This window comes from Methylobacterium sp. 88A (assembly GCF_000376345.1).
GTDB classification, from domain to species: Bacteria; Pseudomonadota; Alphaproteobacteria; order Rhizobiales; family Beijerinckiaceae; genus Methylobacterium; species Methylobacterium bullatum.
In genome coordinates, this window is record NZ_AQVT01000001.1 from 2906605 (window position 1) to 2921155 (window position 14551).

Consider the following 14551-nt stretch of genomic DNA (forward strand, 5'->3'; position numbering starts at 1 on the left):
GGCCGATCTCCATCGATACGGTGGCAGCCCCCCTCAGAAATTCCGTTCTGCGGAGCGAAAATCCGAAGGCATCGAGATCGGTAACGTTTCGATCATCTTTGCTTCAACGCTGGGCCTCCTGCCAAAATCGTGCCGGTCTATGCGAAGGCCGGGCGAAGTTCTGGAGGATGGCCTGGCAAGAACGATGCCTCTACCCACTCGATCCGGTGCGGCATCGTTGCCTCGGCCTCTCGCCCCGCCATGGGCCGGCCATACGAAAACGGCCCGGTCCTGGACCGGGCCGCGTCGTCAGCGCGAGAACTTCTTGTACTTGATCTTCTTCGGCATCAGGGAATCGGCGCCTAGGCGGCGCTTCTTGTCCTCCTCGTAATCCGAGAAGTTGCCCTCGAACCATTCCACGTGGCTCTCGCCCTCGAAGGCGAGGATGTGGGTCGCGATACGGTTCAGGAACCAGCGATCGTGGCTGATGATCACGGCGCAGCCGGCATAATCCTCGAGCGCCTCTTCCAGCGCCCGCAGGGTCTCCATGTCGAGGTCGTTGGTGGGCTCGTCGAGGAGCAGTACGTTGGCACCGCCCTTGAGCGTGCGGGCCAGGTGCACGCGGTTACGCTCACCGCCCGACAGCGTGCCGACCTTCTTCTGCTGGTCGGAACCCTTGAAGGCGAAGGCCGCGCAATAGGCGCGGGAATTGATCTCGCGCTTGTTGAAATAGATGATGTCGTTGCCGCCCGAGACCTCTTGCCAGACCGTTGCGCCGGGATCGAGGGCGTCGCGCGACTGGTCGACATAGCCGAGATGCACGGTCTCGCCGACGGAGATGGTGCCGCCGTCGGGCTTCTCCTGGCCGGTGATCATCTTGAACAAGGTCGTCTTGCCGGCGCCGTTCGGCCCGATGACGCCGACGATGCCGCCGGGCGGCAGCTTGAACGACAGGTCCTCGATCAGCAGCCGGTCGCCGAACGCCTTGTTGAGGTGGTCGAACTCGATGACGTTGTTGCCGAGCCGCTCGTCGATGGGGATGACGATCTGGGCCGAAGCGTCGATCTTGTCGTTCTGCTTGGCCACCAGCTCGTCGTAGCGGGTGATGCGGGCCTTCGACTTCGACTGGCGCGCCTTGGGCGAGGCCGAGATCCATTCCTGCTCGCGGTTGATGGCGCGCTGGCGGGCCATGTCCTCGCGGCCTTCCTGGGCGAGGCGCTTCTGCTTCTGGATCAGCCAGGCCGAGTAGTTGCCCTCGTAGGGGTAGCCGCGGGTGCGGTCGAGCTCGAGGATCCAGCCGGTGACGTTGTCGAGGAAGTAGCGATCGTGGGTCACGATCAGGATCGCGCCGGGATATTGCTTCAGGTGGCCTTCGAGCCAGTTCACCGTCTCGGCGTCGAGATGGTTGGTGGGCTCGTCGAGGAGCAGCAGTTCCGGCTCCCAGAGCAGCAGCTTGCAGAGCGCCACGCGGCGGCGCTCGCCGCCCGACAGGGTGGCGACGGGCTGCTCGTCGCTGGGGCAGCCCAGCGCCTCCATGGCCTGATTGACCTTGGAATCGAGCTCCCACAGGTCCTTGGCTTCGATCTGGTCCTGGAGGGCGGTCATCTCGTCCGCCGTCTCCTCGGAATAGTTCATCGCGAGTTCGTTGTAGCGGTCGAGCAGCGCCTGCTTCTCGGCGACGCCCTCCATCACGTTCTCGCGCACCGACTTGTTCGGATCGAGCTGCGGCTCCTGCGGGAGGTAGCCGACGCGGGCGCCCTGGGCGACGAAGCCCTCGCCGGTCCACTCGGTGTCGATGCCGGCCATGATCTTGAGCAGAGTCGACTTGCCCGAGCCGTTGATGCCGAGCACGCCGATCTTGGCGTCCGGATAGAACGACAGGTTGACGTTGTCTAAGATCTTCTTGCCGCCGGTATAGGTCTTGGTGAGACCCTTCATGTGGTAGATGAATTCGCGCGCCATGAGCGTCCGGTATCCTTGACTGTTGCGGGGCGGCTTGGCGCGGGGGCGCTGGATCGGCCGCCGGAAATGGCGTGGGTGGGCCTTGCCGCGGAGGTCGCGCGCCATGAAAAGCGGCGCGCGTTGCTCCGGCCTGCCCGGGCCGTCCCGCGTGCGGCGGCGTCGAACGGCGGCGAGCCGTCCTCGAAACCGCACCGCGTCGGACGATGGCTGGAAGTATCAGGGCGGCGGGTCAGCGGCAAGAACGGGTATGCTGCGGGAGCGGGCGACGGCCGCTCTTTCCGAGCCCGCCCCGTCGTCGGATCACGCGAACGGGTTCTCGACCGTCCGGGAGTTCGATGCGGCGCGCGGCGCCTCGTCCGGCAGGTCGCTGGCTTCGAGCGCGGCCACGATCGCGTCGGCGACCGCCTTGAGTTTGCGCGCGCGATCCAGTCCCATCCTGTCGCGCGGCAGGTCGAGGCTGCCGTGAATGGCGATCGACCCCGACCCGTTCTCCACGGAGAGCCCCCCGATGGTCTCCACGGTGGCGTCGTCCGCGAAGGGCGTGAAGGTCGGGGGAGTCGCCTCCGTCTCGGCAGTCTTCTTCATGTCCGTCTTCCCCGCATCGTCAGAAGATCGACCTCAGCACCTCGCGGAGGAGGCGCCGCGCGATGCGGTGAAGCGCTGCGAGCGCCCATTCGCCGAATCCCGGTTCCTCGCGCATGCGCCCTTTCGGACGCTCGCCGGCCGTGTCGCCCCTGGAATAGGTGCGCGGCTCGGGCAGGTCCATCGCCGTCGCGACGAGGCCGGGAAAGACGTCGATGCCCGACAGGGTGGTCAGTTCGCCGAGGGGGACCGACCGCCATTCCGCATCGGCCCGGTTCGCCGCGAGATAGGCCGCCGCCTCCCTCCGCCCGGGATCGTAGACCGCCTTGAACAGGGATGTCGGCACGAGGACGCGGCCGTCGAGGGAATCGATGGTGCTGCCCGCATAGATCGTCCCGGTGACCACGAAGAGGCGCCCGCGCGCGACCGCGAGGCGGCGGACGCTCTCCTCGATCGCCGCCCACAGGCCCCTGTTCAGGGTACGATCCTGGGGCACGACATTGGCGAGACTGAACGATTCGGCCTGCGCCGCCGCGCTCGGCATATCTCCGGCCGGCGCCATGTGGCCTCGGTCGAACCCGCTCCGGACGTAATCGTCGAGCCGGGCGCGGACGGAATTCGGCAGGCGGTCCTCCTCGTGGAAGGAATCCGTCCGGTCGACGGTCCGCGCTTTGGCGACGCTCGCCCGCGTCAGGAGTTCGGAAGCGTAGACGGGGGTGCGCGACACGCCCGAATGCAGCACCGCGAAGGCTTCGTAGCAAAGGCTCGTCGTCTCGCGGGCGAGCTTACGGTTGACGAGGACCGGCTCCTTTCCGTTCGCGAAGATCGAGGCGCAGGCAAACCCCGCCTCGCCCTCGCTCGCCGGCCACGCCAGCCCGACGAGGAGGAGGCATGCCGCAGCCGAGCGCCGCCCGTTCCGCCGAACCGGAATGCTCAACGGCAGATCCGCACCTTGCGCGTGCCCGAGGGCGTCGGCCGCCAGCGATAGGCGCAGGGCCGGCCGAGTGTGCCGCCGAACGGCTCGACCTGGCGGTCGGGTTGCGGCGGCGAGCCGGGATTCCGGCAGCCGTCGAGCCTGTCGCAGGGCAGCCTCAATTCGAGGACGGGCGCCGGGATCGAGAGCGGCGAGGCCACTAAGGGTTCAGGACAAAGCGTCACACAGGCCAGGAGCCCCATCGACAGTAGTGCGGACAGGCGGCGAAAGCAGTTCATCTCGGCTCGCAGCGAAGTCGTCGATGGCGGAAAAGCCATTCTTCGACATTGATCGATCGGCCGCAAATCCTTAACTCCCGTGGCCGTTCGAACGCTCAAAAGCTTGGGAAGCGGTCAGCGGCTCTGCAACGTCGGCGTGGTATTGACCGATAGTGGCGTTATAGTGCGCGACGACCTCGCGGCGCGGAACGTTGTCATCACCAGGATCGTCGGCCCCTGCCCGAAGCCGATAGCGGCAGGTGGGGCGCCCTGTCGATCCGATATCAGATTCAAAGAAGTGAGTGAGCCATTGTCACGGATAGAAACCTCGATCCTCGACGGGCTTGACGAGACGTCTGCTCTTCGCGCGCTTCCCGAGAGCCAGCTTCAGGCGGTGGCGGACGCTGTGCGTCAGGAGATGATCGACGCGGTGTCGGTGACGGGCGGTCACCTCGGGTCGGGTCTGGGCGTGGTCGAGCTGACGGTGGCCCTGCATCACGTGTTCGAGACGCCCGACGACCGGATCGTGTGGGATGTCGGGCACCAGGCCTATCCGCACAAGATCCTCACGGGGCGGCGCGACCGGATCCGGACCCTGCGCCAGCCGGGCGGGCTGTCGGGCTTCACCAAGCGGTCGGAGAGCGTCTACGACCCGTTCGGGGCGGCGCATTCCTCCACCTCGATCTCGGCGGCGCTCGGCATGGCGGTAGCGCGCGACCTCGACGAGGCGTCGGCCAAGGCCAAGGGCGCGCCCGCGCCCAGGCGCCGCAACATGATCGCGGTGATCGGCGACGGCTCGATGTCGGCGGGCATGGCCTACGAGGCGATGAACAATGCCGGGGCGCTGCATTCGCGCCTCATCGTGATCCTGAACGACAACGACATGTCGATCGCCCCGCCGGTGGGGGCGATGTCGGCCTATTTCGCCAGGCTCGCCTCGGGCGGGACCTATCGCGGCCTGCGCGAGACCGCCAAGCAGCTCGGCAAGCTCCTGCCGAAGGCGATCTACCAGCGCGCGGCGGCGGCGGAGGAATATGCCCGCTCCCTGGTGGTGGGCGGCGGCACGATGTTCGAGGAGATGGGCTTCCACTATGTCGGCCCGGTCGATGGCCATAACCTCGACCATCTCCTGCCGATCCTGAAGAACGTGCGTGATTCGGACCAGGGGCCGATCCTGCTCCATGTCGTGACCCAGAAGGGCAAGGGCTACGCCCCGGCCGAGGCCTCGGCCGACCGCTACCACGGGGTGGTGAAGTTCGACGTGCTGTCGGGCGTCCAGGCCAAGGCCAAGCCGAACGCACCGGCCTATACCCGCGTCTTCGGCGAGAGCCTGATCAAGGCGGCGGATGCCGACGACAAGGTGGTGGCGATCACCGCCGCGATGCCGGGCGGCACCGGGATCGACCTGTTCGGCAAGGCGCATCCGGACCGGACCTTCGATGTGGGCATCGCCGAGCAGCATGCGGTGACGTTCGCGGGCGGCTTGGCGACGGAGGGCTACAAGCCGTTCGTGGCGATCTACTCGACCTTCCTGCAGCGGGCCTACGATCAGGTCGTGCACGACGTGGCGCTGCAGAACTTGGCCGTTCGGTTCTGCCTCGACCGGGCGGGCCTGGTGGGCGCGGACGGAGCGACCCATGCGGGCGCGTTCGATCTGGCTTATCTCTGCTGCCTGCCGAACATGGTGGTGATGGCGGCCTCCGACGAGGCCGAGCTGGTCCACATGGTGGCGACCCAGCATGCCCATGACAGCGGCCCGATCGCCCTGCGCTACCCGCGCGGCGAGGGGGTGGGCGTCGACCTGCCCGAGCGCGGCGTGCCGCTTCCCATCGGCAAGGGCCGGATCGTCAAGCGCCCCGAGGGGGCGCGGGTGGCGCTGCTGAGCCTCGGCACGCGTCTGTCTGAGGCGCTGAAGGCGGCCGACCTGCTGGAGACGGCGGGGATCGCCGTGAGCGTGGCGGATGCGCGCTTCGCCAAGCCGCTCGACGAGGCGATGATCCTCGATCTGGCGGCGAGCCACGAGGTCCTGGTCACCCTGGAAGAGGGTTCGGTGGGGGGCTTCGGCGCAATGGTGCTGCATCTCCTGTCGGAGAAGGGGGCGCTGGACACGGGCCGGGTGCGGGTGCGGACCCTGACGCTGCCGGACACCTACCAGGACCACAACAGCCCGGAGGCGATGTACGCCGAGGCCGGCCTCGACGCCGACGGCATCGTCAGGACCGTCCAGGCCGCCCTCCCCGAGCAGAAGGCCGGACGCCTGCGTCTCGCCTGACCTGAGGCCCCCGGCGTGTGGCCGCGCACGGAAGTCTCCGTGTGTGGCCGCGCTGCGCTTGTTCGCCCCGCCTAACGATGAGAAAAGGCCGGGCATGATGCCGGTTCGCCCCGGCGCGTCTCCTTGTCCAATCCCCTGACCCTACGAGAGAAATGACAGAGGCCACCTCCTCCGGCAGGTTCGACGAGAGCCGTTACGATGCCGGCCCGGTTCTCATTACCGGAGCGAGTGGGTTCCTCGGTGCCGCCCTCGTGGACGTGTTCCGCAAGGCCGGCTTCTCCGTGCGGATCATGGTGCGGGCCTCGTCGCCGCGCACCAACCTCGTGTGGAACGACGTCGAGATCGTCGAGGGCGACATGCGTGACCGCGCGTCGGTCGCCGCCGCGCTCGCCGGCCAGCGCTACCTCGTCCATGCCGCCGCCGATTACCGGCTCTGGGCGCCGGACCCGGAAGAGATCGTCCGCACCAACCGCGACGGCGCCGTCATCCTCATGGAGGAAGCCCTCCGGGCCCGTATCGAGCGGATCGTCTACACGTCGAGCGTCGCGACCATCAAGCCGCATGACGACGGCACGCCCGCCGACGAGACGCGTCCCCTCACCCCCGGCACGGCCATCGGCGCCTACAAGCGCAGCAAGGTCGTCTCCGAGCGCGTGGTCGAGGAGATGGCGGCCCGCAACGGCCTGCCCGTGGTCATCGTCAACCCGTCGACGCCCATCGGCCCCCGCGACGTCAAGCCGACCCCGACGGGCCGGATCATCGTGGAAGCGGCCCTCGGCCGGATGCCGGCCTTCGTCGATACCGGCCTCAACCTCGCCCATGTGGACGACGTCGCCTACGGCCATCTCCTGGCCCTGCGCCATGGCCGCACCGGCGAGCGCTACATCCTGGGCGGCGAGAACGTCCTGCTGTCGCAGATGCTCGCCGACATCGCCGGCATGGTCGGCCGCAAGGCGCCGACCATCAACCTGCCGCGCGCCGTGGTCTACCCGATCGCGTTCATCTCCGAACAGATGGCCCGGATCACAGGGAAGACGCCCTTCGCGACCATCGACGGCATCAAGATGTCGCGCTACCGCATGTTCTTCACCGATGCCAAGGCACGGGCCGAACTCGGCTATTCCGCGCGGCCCTACCGCGAGGGGCTGTCGGACGCCCTCGGCTGGTTCCGCCAATCGGGGTATCTGAAGTGACCGCAACCCTCGACAGCGCGACGGACGCGCGTTCGGGCAAGGGGCACAAGGACGAGAACTTTCCCGTCGCCTCCCACCTGATCCATCCGAAGAATCGCGGCGCGATCCTGGCGTTCTACGATTTCGTGCGTGCGGGCGACGACGTCGCCGACCATGCCGAACTGTCGCCCGAGCGCAAGGTCGAGCTCCTCGACGATCTCGCCGATGCCTTGACCGGCAAGGGGCCCTCCGACCGCGAGGCGGAGCCGCTGAAGCGGGAACTCGCCGCGCGCGGCCTTCCGGCGACGCATGCTCTCGAACTCCTCGACGCCTTCCGCCTCGATGCGCGGAAGAACCGGTATGAGGATTGGGACGACCTCATCGCCTATTGCCGTCTGTCCGCGATGCCCGTGGGCCGCTTCGTCCTCGACATCCACGGCGAGGATCCGGCCGTGGTCTGGGGACCGTCGGACGCGATCTGCGCCGCGCTCCAGATCATCAACCACCTGCAGGATTGCGCGAAGGATTATCGCCGCAACGACCGGGTCTACCTGCCGCGGGACGTGCTGGAGCGCCACGGCGTCTCCGTGGACGCTCTCGCCGCCGACAAGGCCACCCCTGCCCTGCGCGCGGCCATCCGTGAACTCGCCGAGCGGACCATGGTCCTCCTCGACGAGGGCGCGGTGCTGCCCGACCTTATCGACGACCTGCGCCTGAGCCTCGAGATCGCGGCGATCCACCGCCTCGCCGTGGTGCTCACGAAGGGGCTGCTCACGCGCGACCCGCTCTCGGAGAAGGTCCATCACGGCAAGGCGGGCTTCGCCCTGACGGCTCTGGGCGGAATCGCCTCGACCCTGGCGCGGCGTCCATTCCGCTCGCGCATCCTGCGCCGACAGTCCACGCGCGTCGCGAGTCAGGGAGCGCAGTCATGAGCGCCACCGCATCACCCGCCCAGGAACCCGCGATGGCGCAGGACGCCGCCCTGCCGGCCGCCGGATCCTCGTTCTACACCGCCATGCGGCTGCTGCCGAAGGATCGCCGCGAGGCGATGTACGCGGTCTACGCCTTCTGCCGTTCGGTGGACGACGTCGCCGACGACGGTGGCCCGGCGCCCGTCCGCGCGGCCGAACTCGACCGCTGGCGCGCCGATATCGATGCCCTCTATGCCGGCAATCCGGCTCCGCGCGTGCGCGACCTCGTGGTGCCCATTCGGCGCTACGGATTGCTGCGCGAGGATTTCCAGGCGGTCATCGACGGCATGGCGATGGATGCGTTCGAGGACATCGTCGCCCCCGACGAGGCCACCCTCGATCTCTATTGCGACCGGGTCGCCAGCGCGGTCGGGCGACTGTCCGTGCGCATCTTCGGCCTGCCCGAAGCCGATGGCATCCGCCTCGCCCATCACGAGGGTCGCGCCCTGCAGCTCACCAACATCCTGCGCGACATCGACGAGGATGCCGAGCGCGGCCGCCTTTACCTGCCCCGCGAGAAGCTCGCCGCCATCGGCCTGACCGATCCGACGCCCCAGGCCGCCATCGCCCATCCCCGCATCGGCGAGGTCTGCATCGCCGTGGCGAGGGAGGCGGAGGCCCATTACCGCGATACCTGGACGATCATCGACCGCAATCCCCGCAAGGAGACGAAGGCCCCTCGCCTGATGGCGGCAGCCTACCGGCTCTATCTCGACGCGGTGCTGAAGCGCGGCTGGGCCATGCCCCGCGCGCGCGTGAAACCCTCGAAGCTCGCCCTGCTGGGCGTCGCGCTTCGTCACGGGATCCTGTGATGACGGGACAACAGACCGGAACGGTTCACGTCGTCGGCGCGGGGCTCGCGGGCCTTTCGGCCGCCGTATCGCTCGCCGAGCAGGGGCGCCGCGTCATCGTGCACGAAGCCGCCAAGCAGGCGGGCGGGCGCTGTCGCTCCTATTTCGATTCGACGCTCGGCCTGACCATCGACAACGGCAACCACCTGCTGCTGTCGGGCAACCGCTCCTCCCTCGACTTCCTGAAGCTGGTGGGCGCCCCCGCCGATGCCCTGACCGGGCCGGGCGAGGCCGAGTTTCCCTTCGCCGACCTGAAGACCGGCGAGCGCTGGACCCTGCGGCCGAATGCCGGCCGTGTGCCGTGGTGGGTACTGCAGGCCTCGCGCCGCGTGCCCGGCAGCCGCGCCATGGATTACCTCGCGCCCTTGAGCATCCTCAGGGCCGCTTCGGGCAAGGCCCCCGGCCGGGCGGGCACGATCGGCGAGCGCATGGAATGTTCCGGACCGCTCTACGAGCGCCTGTGGCATCCGGTTCTGCTCGCGGCCCTCAACACCGATCCGCAGGAAAGCGATGTCGGGCTCGCCGCCACGATCCTGCGCGAAACCCTGGGCGCGGGCGGCGCCGCCTGCCGGCCGCTCATCGCCGTGGGCGGTCTCTCTGTCGCTTTCATCGACCCCGCTTCGGCCTATCTGGCCAAGCACGGCGCCGAGATGCGTTTCGGCCGTCGCCTGCGCGGACTCGGTGCCGATGCGGGCCGTGTCGATACGCTGCTGTTCAGCGACGAATCCATCACGCTCGGTCCCGACGATTCGGTGGTTCTGGCCCTGCCGCCCTGGGTGGCGTCCGATTTGCTGCCGGGCCTGGCCGTTCCGCAATCCTACCGGTCGATCGTCAATGCTCACTTCGCGATCCTTCCTCCACAGGGCTCGCCGTTATTGCTCGGCGTGGTGAATGGTCTGACGGAATGGCTGTTCGCCTATCCGGACCGACTGTCGGTGACCATCAGCGGTGCCGACCGCCTGCTGGATGTGCCGCGCGAAGACTTGGCGAAGCAGATCTGGGCCGAGCTCTCGACTTTGACCGGACTTGCACCGGAACTGCCAAGCTGGCAGATCGTCAAGGAGAAACGGGCGACCTTTGCGGCAACGCCCAAAGAGGCCGCACGGCGCGCGAGCGCCGTGACGGCCCACGACAATCTCGTCCTGGCAGGCGACTGGACCGCGACCGGCCTGCCATCGACGATCGAGGGAGCGATCCGTTCGGGAACGACGGCCGCACAGGCGCTTCTCAAGGGAGCGAGTGGACGCGGTGAAGCTATGACGCGCGGCGCGGCGTGAGAGAGGGGCCGCGTCAGGCGGCGCTTGAGGCGAGGACGATGCGAGAGGCATTCAAGAAGGTCGAGACGCTCCAGCGTCCCAAGACCCAGGAGATTTCCCTGGACGACGTCGAGCATGGAGTCATGCGGGCGACGCAGGCCCTGACGAATCTCGTCCATGCGGACGGGCATCTGTGCTTCGAGCTCGAAGCGGATGCGACGATCCCGTCGGAATACATCATGTTCCACCAGTTCCGGGCGACGACCATTCCGCCCGACCTGATGGCCAAGATCGGAAACTATCTGCGCCGCACGCAGGGCAAGCATGGCGGCTGGTCGCTGGTCCACGATGGGCCGTTCGACATGAGCGCCAGCGTGAAGGCCTATTACGCGCTGAAGTTCGTCGGCGACTCGATCGAGGCCCCGCATATGCGGCGTGCCCGCGAGGCCATCCTGTCGCGCGGCGGTGCGGCCAATTCCAACGTGTTCACGCGCTTCCTGCTGGCTCTGTTCGGCGAGGTGCCCTGGCGCGCCGTGCCGGTGATGCCCGTCGAGATCATGCATCTGCCGAAGTGGTTTCCCTTCCACCTCGACAAGATCTCCTATTGGGCACGCTGCGTGATCGTGCCCCTTTTGGTGCTGCAGGCGAAGAAGCCGCTCGCCAAGAACCCGCTCGGTCTCGGCGTCGCCGAATTGTTCGTGACGCCGCCGGAGCATGTGCGCTCCTGGCCCGGCAGCCCGCATGCAACCTGGCCCTGGACGCCCATTTTCGGCGCCATCGACCGGCTGCTGCAGGTCACGCAGGATTACTTTCCGAAGAAGCGCCGTCAGCGCGGTATCGACAAGGCCGTGGCCTGGACCAGCGAGCGCCTCAACGGCGAGGACGGCCTCGGCGCCATCTTCCCGGCCATGGTCAACACCGTGCTCATGTACGAAGTGCTCGGCTATCCGGCCGATCACCCGCAGGTGCGGATCGCCTGCGAGGCGGTCGAGAAGCTGGTCGTGGTCAAGGAGCACGAGGCCTACGTCCAGCCCTGCCTTTCGCCGGTTTGGGATACGGCCCTTGCCGGCCATGCCCTGCTCGAGGCCGGTGGCCCCGATGCCGAGCATCAGGCCCGGCGCGGGCTCGATTGGCTGCGTCCGCTCCAGGTTCTCGACATCAAGGGCGATTGGGCGGCGGGCCGTCCCAATGTCCGCCCCGGTGGCTGGGCATTCCAATACGCCAACCCGCATTTCCCCGATCTCGACGACACCGCCGTGGTGGTGATGGCGATGGACCGGGCGATGCGTCAGCACGGTCTCGTCGCCGATGTGCCGGATTATGCCGTCTCCATCGCCCGCGCTCGGGAGTGGGTCGAGGGCCTGCAATCGAGCGATGGCGGCTGGGCGGCGTTCGATGCCGACAACAACCACCATTACCTCAACAACATTCCCTTCTCGGATCACGGCGCCCTCCTCGACCCGCCCACCGCCGACGTCACGGCGCGCGTCGTCTCGATGCTCTCGCAGCTGGGCGAGACCCGTGAGACCTCGAAGGCGCTCGATCGCGGGGTGAAATACCTCCTCGACGATCAGGAGGAGGACGGCTCCTGGTACGGTCGCTGGGGCATGAACTTCATCTACGGCACCTGGTCGGTGCTGTGCGCCCTCAACGCCGCCGGTGTCGACCCGGCCTCGCCGGAGATCCGCCGGTCGGTGGCGTGGCTCATCCGTATCCAGAACCCGGATGGCGGCTGGGGCGAGGACGCCTCGTCCTACAAGATCGATCCGGCCTTCGAGCCCGGCTACTCCACCGCCTCCCAGACCGCCTGGGCGTTGCTGGCGCTGATGGCGGCCGGCGAGGCCGACGATCCGGCCGTGACGCGGGGCATCAACTACCTCACGCGCACGCAGGGAGCCGACGGCTTCTGGTCTGAGGAGCGCTACACGGCGACCGGATTCCCGCGGGTCTTCTACCTGCGCTACCACGGCTACCCGAAGTTCTTCCCGCTCTGGGCCATGGCGCGCTACCGCAATCTCAAGCGCAGCAACACGCGGTCCGTCGCCTACGGGATGTAGGTTCTCCTCGACCCTCTCCCCTCTGTGGGAGAGGGGGCCTGCAGAGCAGTGGGAGAGGGGGCGACCTCTCCAGAAATCTCCCGACCCTCGCTGACGCGAGGGCCACCCTCCCCCCCAGAGGGGGAGGGAGCGCTGGCTGGACATCCCATGCTTCCCATTCTCGCCGTCACCGGCCTCTCCAAGGAGGCCCGGCTCGCCGCCGGTCCCGGAATCGAAGCCGTGGGGGCCGGCGGGTCGCCCGCGCGCCTGCGTGCGCTGCTCGACGCGCGCGTGACGGCAGGCTGCCGGGCCGTGGTGAGTTTCGGCATCGCGGGAGGACTCGATCCATCCCTGCTCCCCGGCGACGTGGTGATCGCCACCGGCATCGTCGGTGACACGGGACGCCGCGAGACCGATGTCGTCTTGCGCGACGCGATTCACTCCGCCCTGTCGAGAGCCGATCTGACGACATTGTCCGCCGACCTCGCCGGTGTGGACGCGGCGGTCGTGAGCGTGACCGCGAAGGCCGAACTCCATGCCAGCACCGGAGCGGCGGCGGTCGATATGGAATCCCACGTCGCTGCGGACTTCGCGGCCCGCCACGGCATTCCGTTCGCGGCGATTCGCGTGGTCTGCGACCCGGCCGAGCGCGCCCTGCCCGCCTTTGTCACGACGGCGCTAAAGCCGAACGGCGACCCCGACATCCTCGCGGTGCTCACTGCCCTCGGCCGGAACCCGACCCATCTGCCCGCGCTGATCCGGCTGGCGAGGGATTCGGGAAAAGCCTTCGCGGCGCTCTCCCGGTGCCGGGCCACTCTCGGCCCCGGCCTCGGCCTTCCGGACGCCTGACGCGCCCGGACATCATCTCGGCGCACACGAAAAAGCCCCGCGCTGCATCGGCAGCGCGGGGCTTTCGTTTCAGGCACGCATCGCGTGCGGCGGGTTCAGGCCGCCGTGCGGTTGCGCGCCTCGCGCTTGGTGTCGACGCCCGAAGCTTTGATCTCGGACAGCTTCTGCGCGACGTTGCGCGAGAACACGAACTCGGCCGGGCGCTGGTTCTCGAGGCTGACCTCGGGAGCCATCTCGCCTTCGGTCTTGATGCCGCGGATGGCGTGGATCAGCGGCTTCCAGGGCTTCTTCACGGAATCGACCACCGAGGACGCCTCGTAGCCGGAATGGACCATGCAGTCGGCGCACTTCTCGTAGTTGCCGGTGCCGTAGGAATCCCAGTCGGTCTCCTCCATCAGCTCCTTGAAGGTGGCCGCGTAGCCCTCGCCGAGAAGGTAGCAGGGCTTCTGCCAGCCGAACACGGTACGGGTCGGGTTGCCCCACGGGGTGCAATGGTAGGTCTGGTTGCCGGCCAGGAAGTCGAGGAACAGGCCCGACTGCTGGAAGGTCCAGTTCTGGCGGCCCTTCTCCTTGCCGTGCCGGAACACGCCGCGGAACAGGTCCTTCGTCGCCTTGCGGTTGAGGAAGTGCTGCTGGTCGGGAGCGCGCTCGTAGGCGTAGCCGGGGGAGACGGTGATGCCGTCGATTCCGAGCTTCGTCACGGTGTCGAAGAAGTCGGCGATCTTGTCCGCCGAGGAATTGTTGAAGAAGGTGCAGTTGATGGTGACGCGGAAGCCCATCTCCTTGGCCTTCGCGATGGCGGAGACGGCCTTGTCGTAGACGCCGCGCTGGCACACCGACTGGTCGTGCATCTCCTTGTCGCCATCGAGATGGATCGACCAGGTGAAGTACGGACTGGGCTTGTAGTCCTTGATCTTCTTCTCGAGCAGCAGCGCGTTCGTGCACACGATCGCGAATTTCTTCTGCGCGATGATGCCTTCGACGATCTGCGGCAGATCCTTGTGCAGAAGCGGCTCGCCGCCGGCGATCACGACCATGGGTGCGCCGCACTCACGCACGGATTCCAGGGCGTCAGCCACCGGCAGACGCTTGTTCAGGATCTCGTCCGGATAGTCGATCTTCCCGCAGCCGGCGCAGGCGAGATTGCAGCGGAACAGCGGCTCCATCATCATCACGAGCGGGTAGCGCTTGCGACCGGTGAGGTGCTGCTTGAGAATGTAGCCGCCAATCTTCGCGACGTAACGGAGGGGAATACCCAAGACGCGGCTCCTTGTTTTTGGCCCCGATATGAACCGGTGCATTACCGCGAAAAGCGGCGAAATTCCAGCGCACTAGGCTGGAACAGATCTTGATCCGCCCGCGCGGCCAGCGCACGATGCGTGTTTGAGCGGTGATGGGGCAATACGGCCACAGGGGAGGCGCATGTCGTC

General features: G+C 67.6%; 12 protein-coding genes. 7 read left to right on the forward strand and 5 right to left on the reverse strand.

The window, feature by feature from the left end; translation table 11 throughout:
• Nucleotides 1-288: 288 nt before the first annotated feature.
• The 4 genes from ettA to A3OM_RS24020 form a co-directional block, all read right to left on the reverse strand.
• The gene (ettA, locus tag A3OM_RS0113990) at nt 289-1941 is read right to left on the reverse strand and encodes an energy-dependent translational throttle protein EttA (RefSeq protein ID WP_026176022.1); all 1653 of its coding nucleotides are present in this window, start codon (nt 1939-1941) and stop codon (nt 289-291) included.
• Nucleotides 1942-2241: 300 nt separating this feature from the next.
• Nucleotides 2242-2526: a hypothetical protein gene (locus tag A3OM_RS0113995; protein ID WP_018044383.1), complete on the reverse strand. Its 285-nt coding sequence runs from the start codon at nt 2524-2526 to the stop codon at nt 2242-2244.
• A 19-nt stretch (nt 2527-2545) separates the two neighbouring features.
• On the reverse strand, nt 2546-3454 hold the full coding sequence (locus A3OM_RS0114000) for a DNA/RNA non-specific endonuclease (RefSeq protein ID WP_043764726.1): 909 nt from the start codon (nt 3452-3454) through the stop codon (nt 2546-2548).
• Between the two features lie 2 nt (nt 3455-3456).
• Nucleotides 3457-3657 (reverse strand): hypothetical protein, encoded by a 201-nt coding sequence (locus A3OM_RS24020; protein ID WP_018044385.1) that lies wholly within the window; start codon nt 3655-3657, stop codon nt 3457-3459.
• A gap of 367 nt (nt 3658-4024) precedes the next feature.
• Between A3OM_RS24020 and dxs the strand changes: the two genes are divergently transcribed.
• The 7 genes from dxs to A3OM_RS0114040 all read left to right on the forward strand — a co-directional run bounded on the left by dxs (nt 4025) and on the right by A3OM_RS0114040 (nt 13121).
• The gene (gene dxs, locus A3OM_RS0114010; protein WP_026176023.1) at nt 4025-5986 is read left to right on the forward strand and encodes a 1-deoxy-D-xylulose-5-phosphate synthase; all 1962 of its coding nucleotides are present in this window, start codon (nt 4025-4027) and stop codon (nt 5984-5986) included.
• Nucleotides 5987-6138: 152 nt separating this feature from the next.
• Nucleotides 6139-7179 (forward strand): hopanoid-associated sugar epimerase, encoded by a 1041-nt coding sequence (gene hpnA, locus A3OM_RS0114015; protein WP_018044387.1) that lies wholly within the window; start codon nt 6139-6141, stop codon nt 7177-7179.
• The gene (gene hpnC / locus A3OM_RS0114020; RefSeq protein ID WP_018044388.1) at nt 7176-8090 is read left to right on the forward strand and encodes a squalene synthase HpnC; all 915 of its coding nucleotides are present in this window, start codon (nt 7176-7178) and stop codon (nt 8088-8090) included. The genes hpnA and hpnC overlap by 4 nt, the downstream gene beginning before the upstream one ends.
• Complete coding sequence (gene hpnD, locus A3OM_RS0114025) at nt 8087-8941, forward strand: presqualene diphosphate synthase HpnD (protein ID WP_026176024.1); 855 nt, start codon at nt 8087-8089, stop codon at nt 8939-8941. The genes hpnC and hpnD overlap by 4 nt, the downstream gene beginning before the upstream one ends.
• Nucleotides 8941-10257 (forward strand): hydroxysqualene dehydroxylase HpnE, encoded by a 1317-nt coding sequence (gene hpnE, locus A3OM_RS0114030; protein WP_018044390.1) that lies wholly within the window; start codon nt 8941-8943, stop codon nt 10255-10257. The genes hpnD and hpnE overlap by 1 nt, the downstream gene beginning before the upstream one ends.
• 38 nt (nt 10258-10295) lie before the next feature.
• Nucleotides 10296-12293, forward strand: coding sequence for a squalene--hopene cyclase (gene shc / locus A3OM_RS0114035; RefSeq protein ID WP_018044391.1), 1998 nt, complete (start codon nt 10296-10298; stop codon nt 12291-12293).
• A gap of 147 nt (nt 12294-12440) precedes the next feature.
• Complete coding sequence (locus A3OM_RS0114040) at nt 12441-13121, forward strand: phosphorylase (RefSeq protein ID WP_018044392.1); 681 nt, start codon at nt 12441-12443, stop codon at nt 13119-13121.
• A 95-nt stretch (nt 13122-13216) separates the two neighbouring features.
• On the opposite strand, the gene hpnH is transcribed toward A3OM_RS0114040, so the two are convergent.
• Nucleotides 13217-14380 carry an adenosyl-hopene transferase HpnH gene (gene hpnH / locus A3OM_RS0114045; protein ID WP_018044393.1) on the reverse strand — a complete coding sequence of 388 codons (1164 nt, stop codon included), beginning with the start codon at nt 14378-14380 and terminating at the stop codon, nt 13217-13219.
• Nucleotides 14381-14551: the final 171 nt, after the last annotated feature.

Coding starts and splice junctions, on each gene's coding strand:
- ettA (WP_026176022.1), bottom strand. CDS start 1,941: ATGGCGCGCGAATTCATCTACCACATGAAGGGTCTCACCAAGACCTAT.
- A3OM_RS0113995 (WP_018044383.1), bottom strand. CDS start 2,526: ATGAAGAAGACTGCCGAGACGGAGGCGACTCCCCCGACCTTCACGCCC.
- hpnA (WP_018044387.1), top strand. CDS start 6,139: ATGACAGAGGCCACCTCCTCCGGCAGGTTCGACGAGAGCCGTTACGAT.
- hpnD (WP_026176024.1), top strand. CDS start 8,087: ATGAGCGCCACCGCATCACCCGCCCAGGAACCCGCGATGGCGCAGGAC.
- hpnE (WP_018044390.1), top strand. CDS start 8,941: ATGACGGGACAACAGACCGGAACGGTTCACGTCGTCGGCGCGGGGCTC.
- shc (WP_018044391.1), top strand. CDS start 10,296: ATGCGAGAGGCATTCAAGAAGGTCGAGACGCTCCAGCGTCCCAAGACC.
- A3OM_RS0114040 (WP_018044392.1), top strand. CDS start 12,441: ATGCTTCCCATTCTCGCCGTCACCGGCCTCTCCAAGGAGGCCCGGCTC.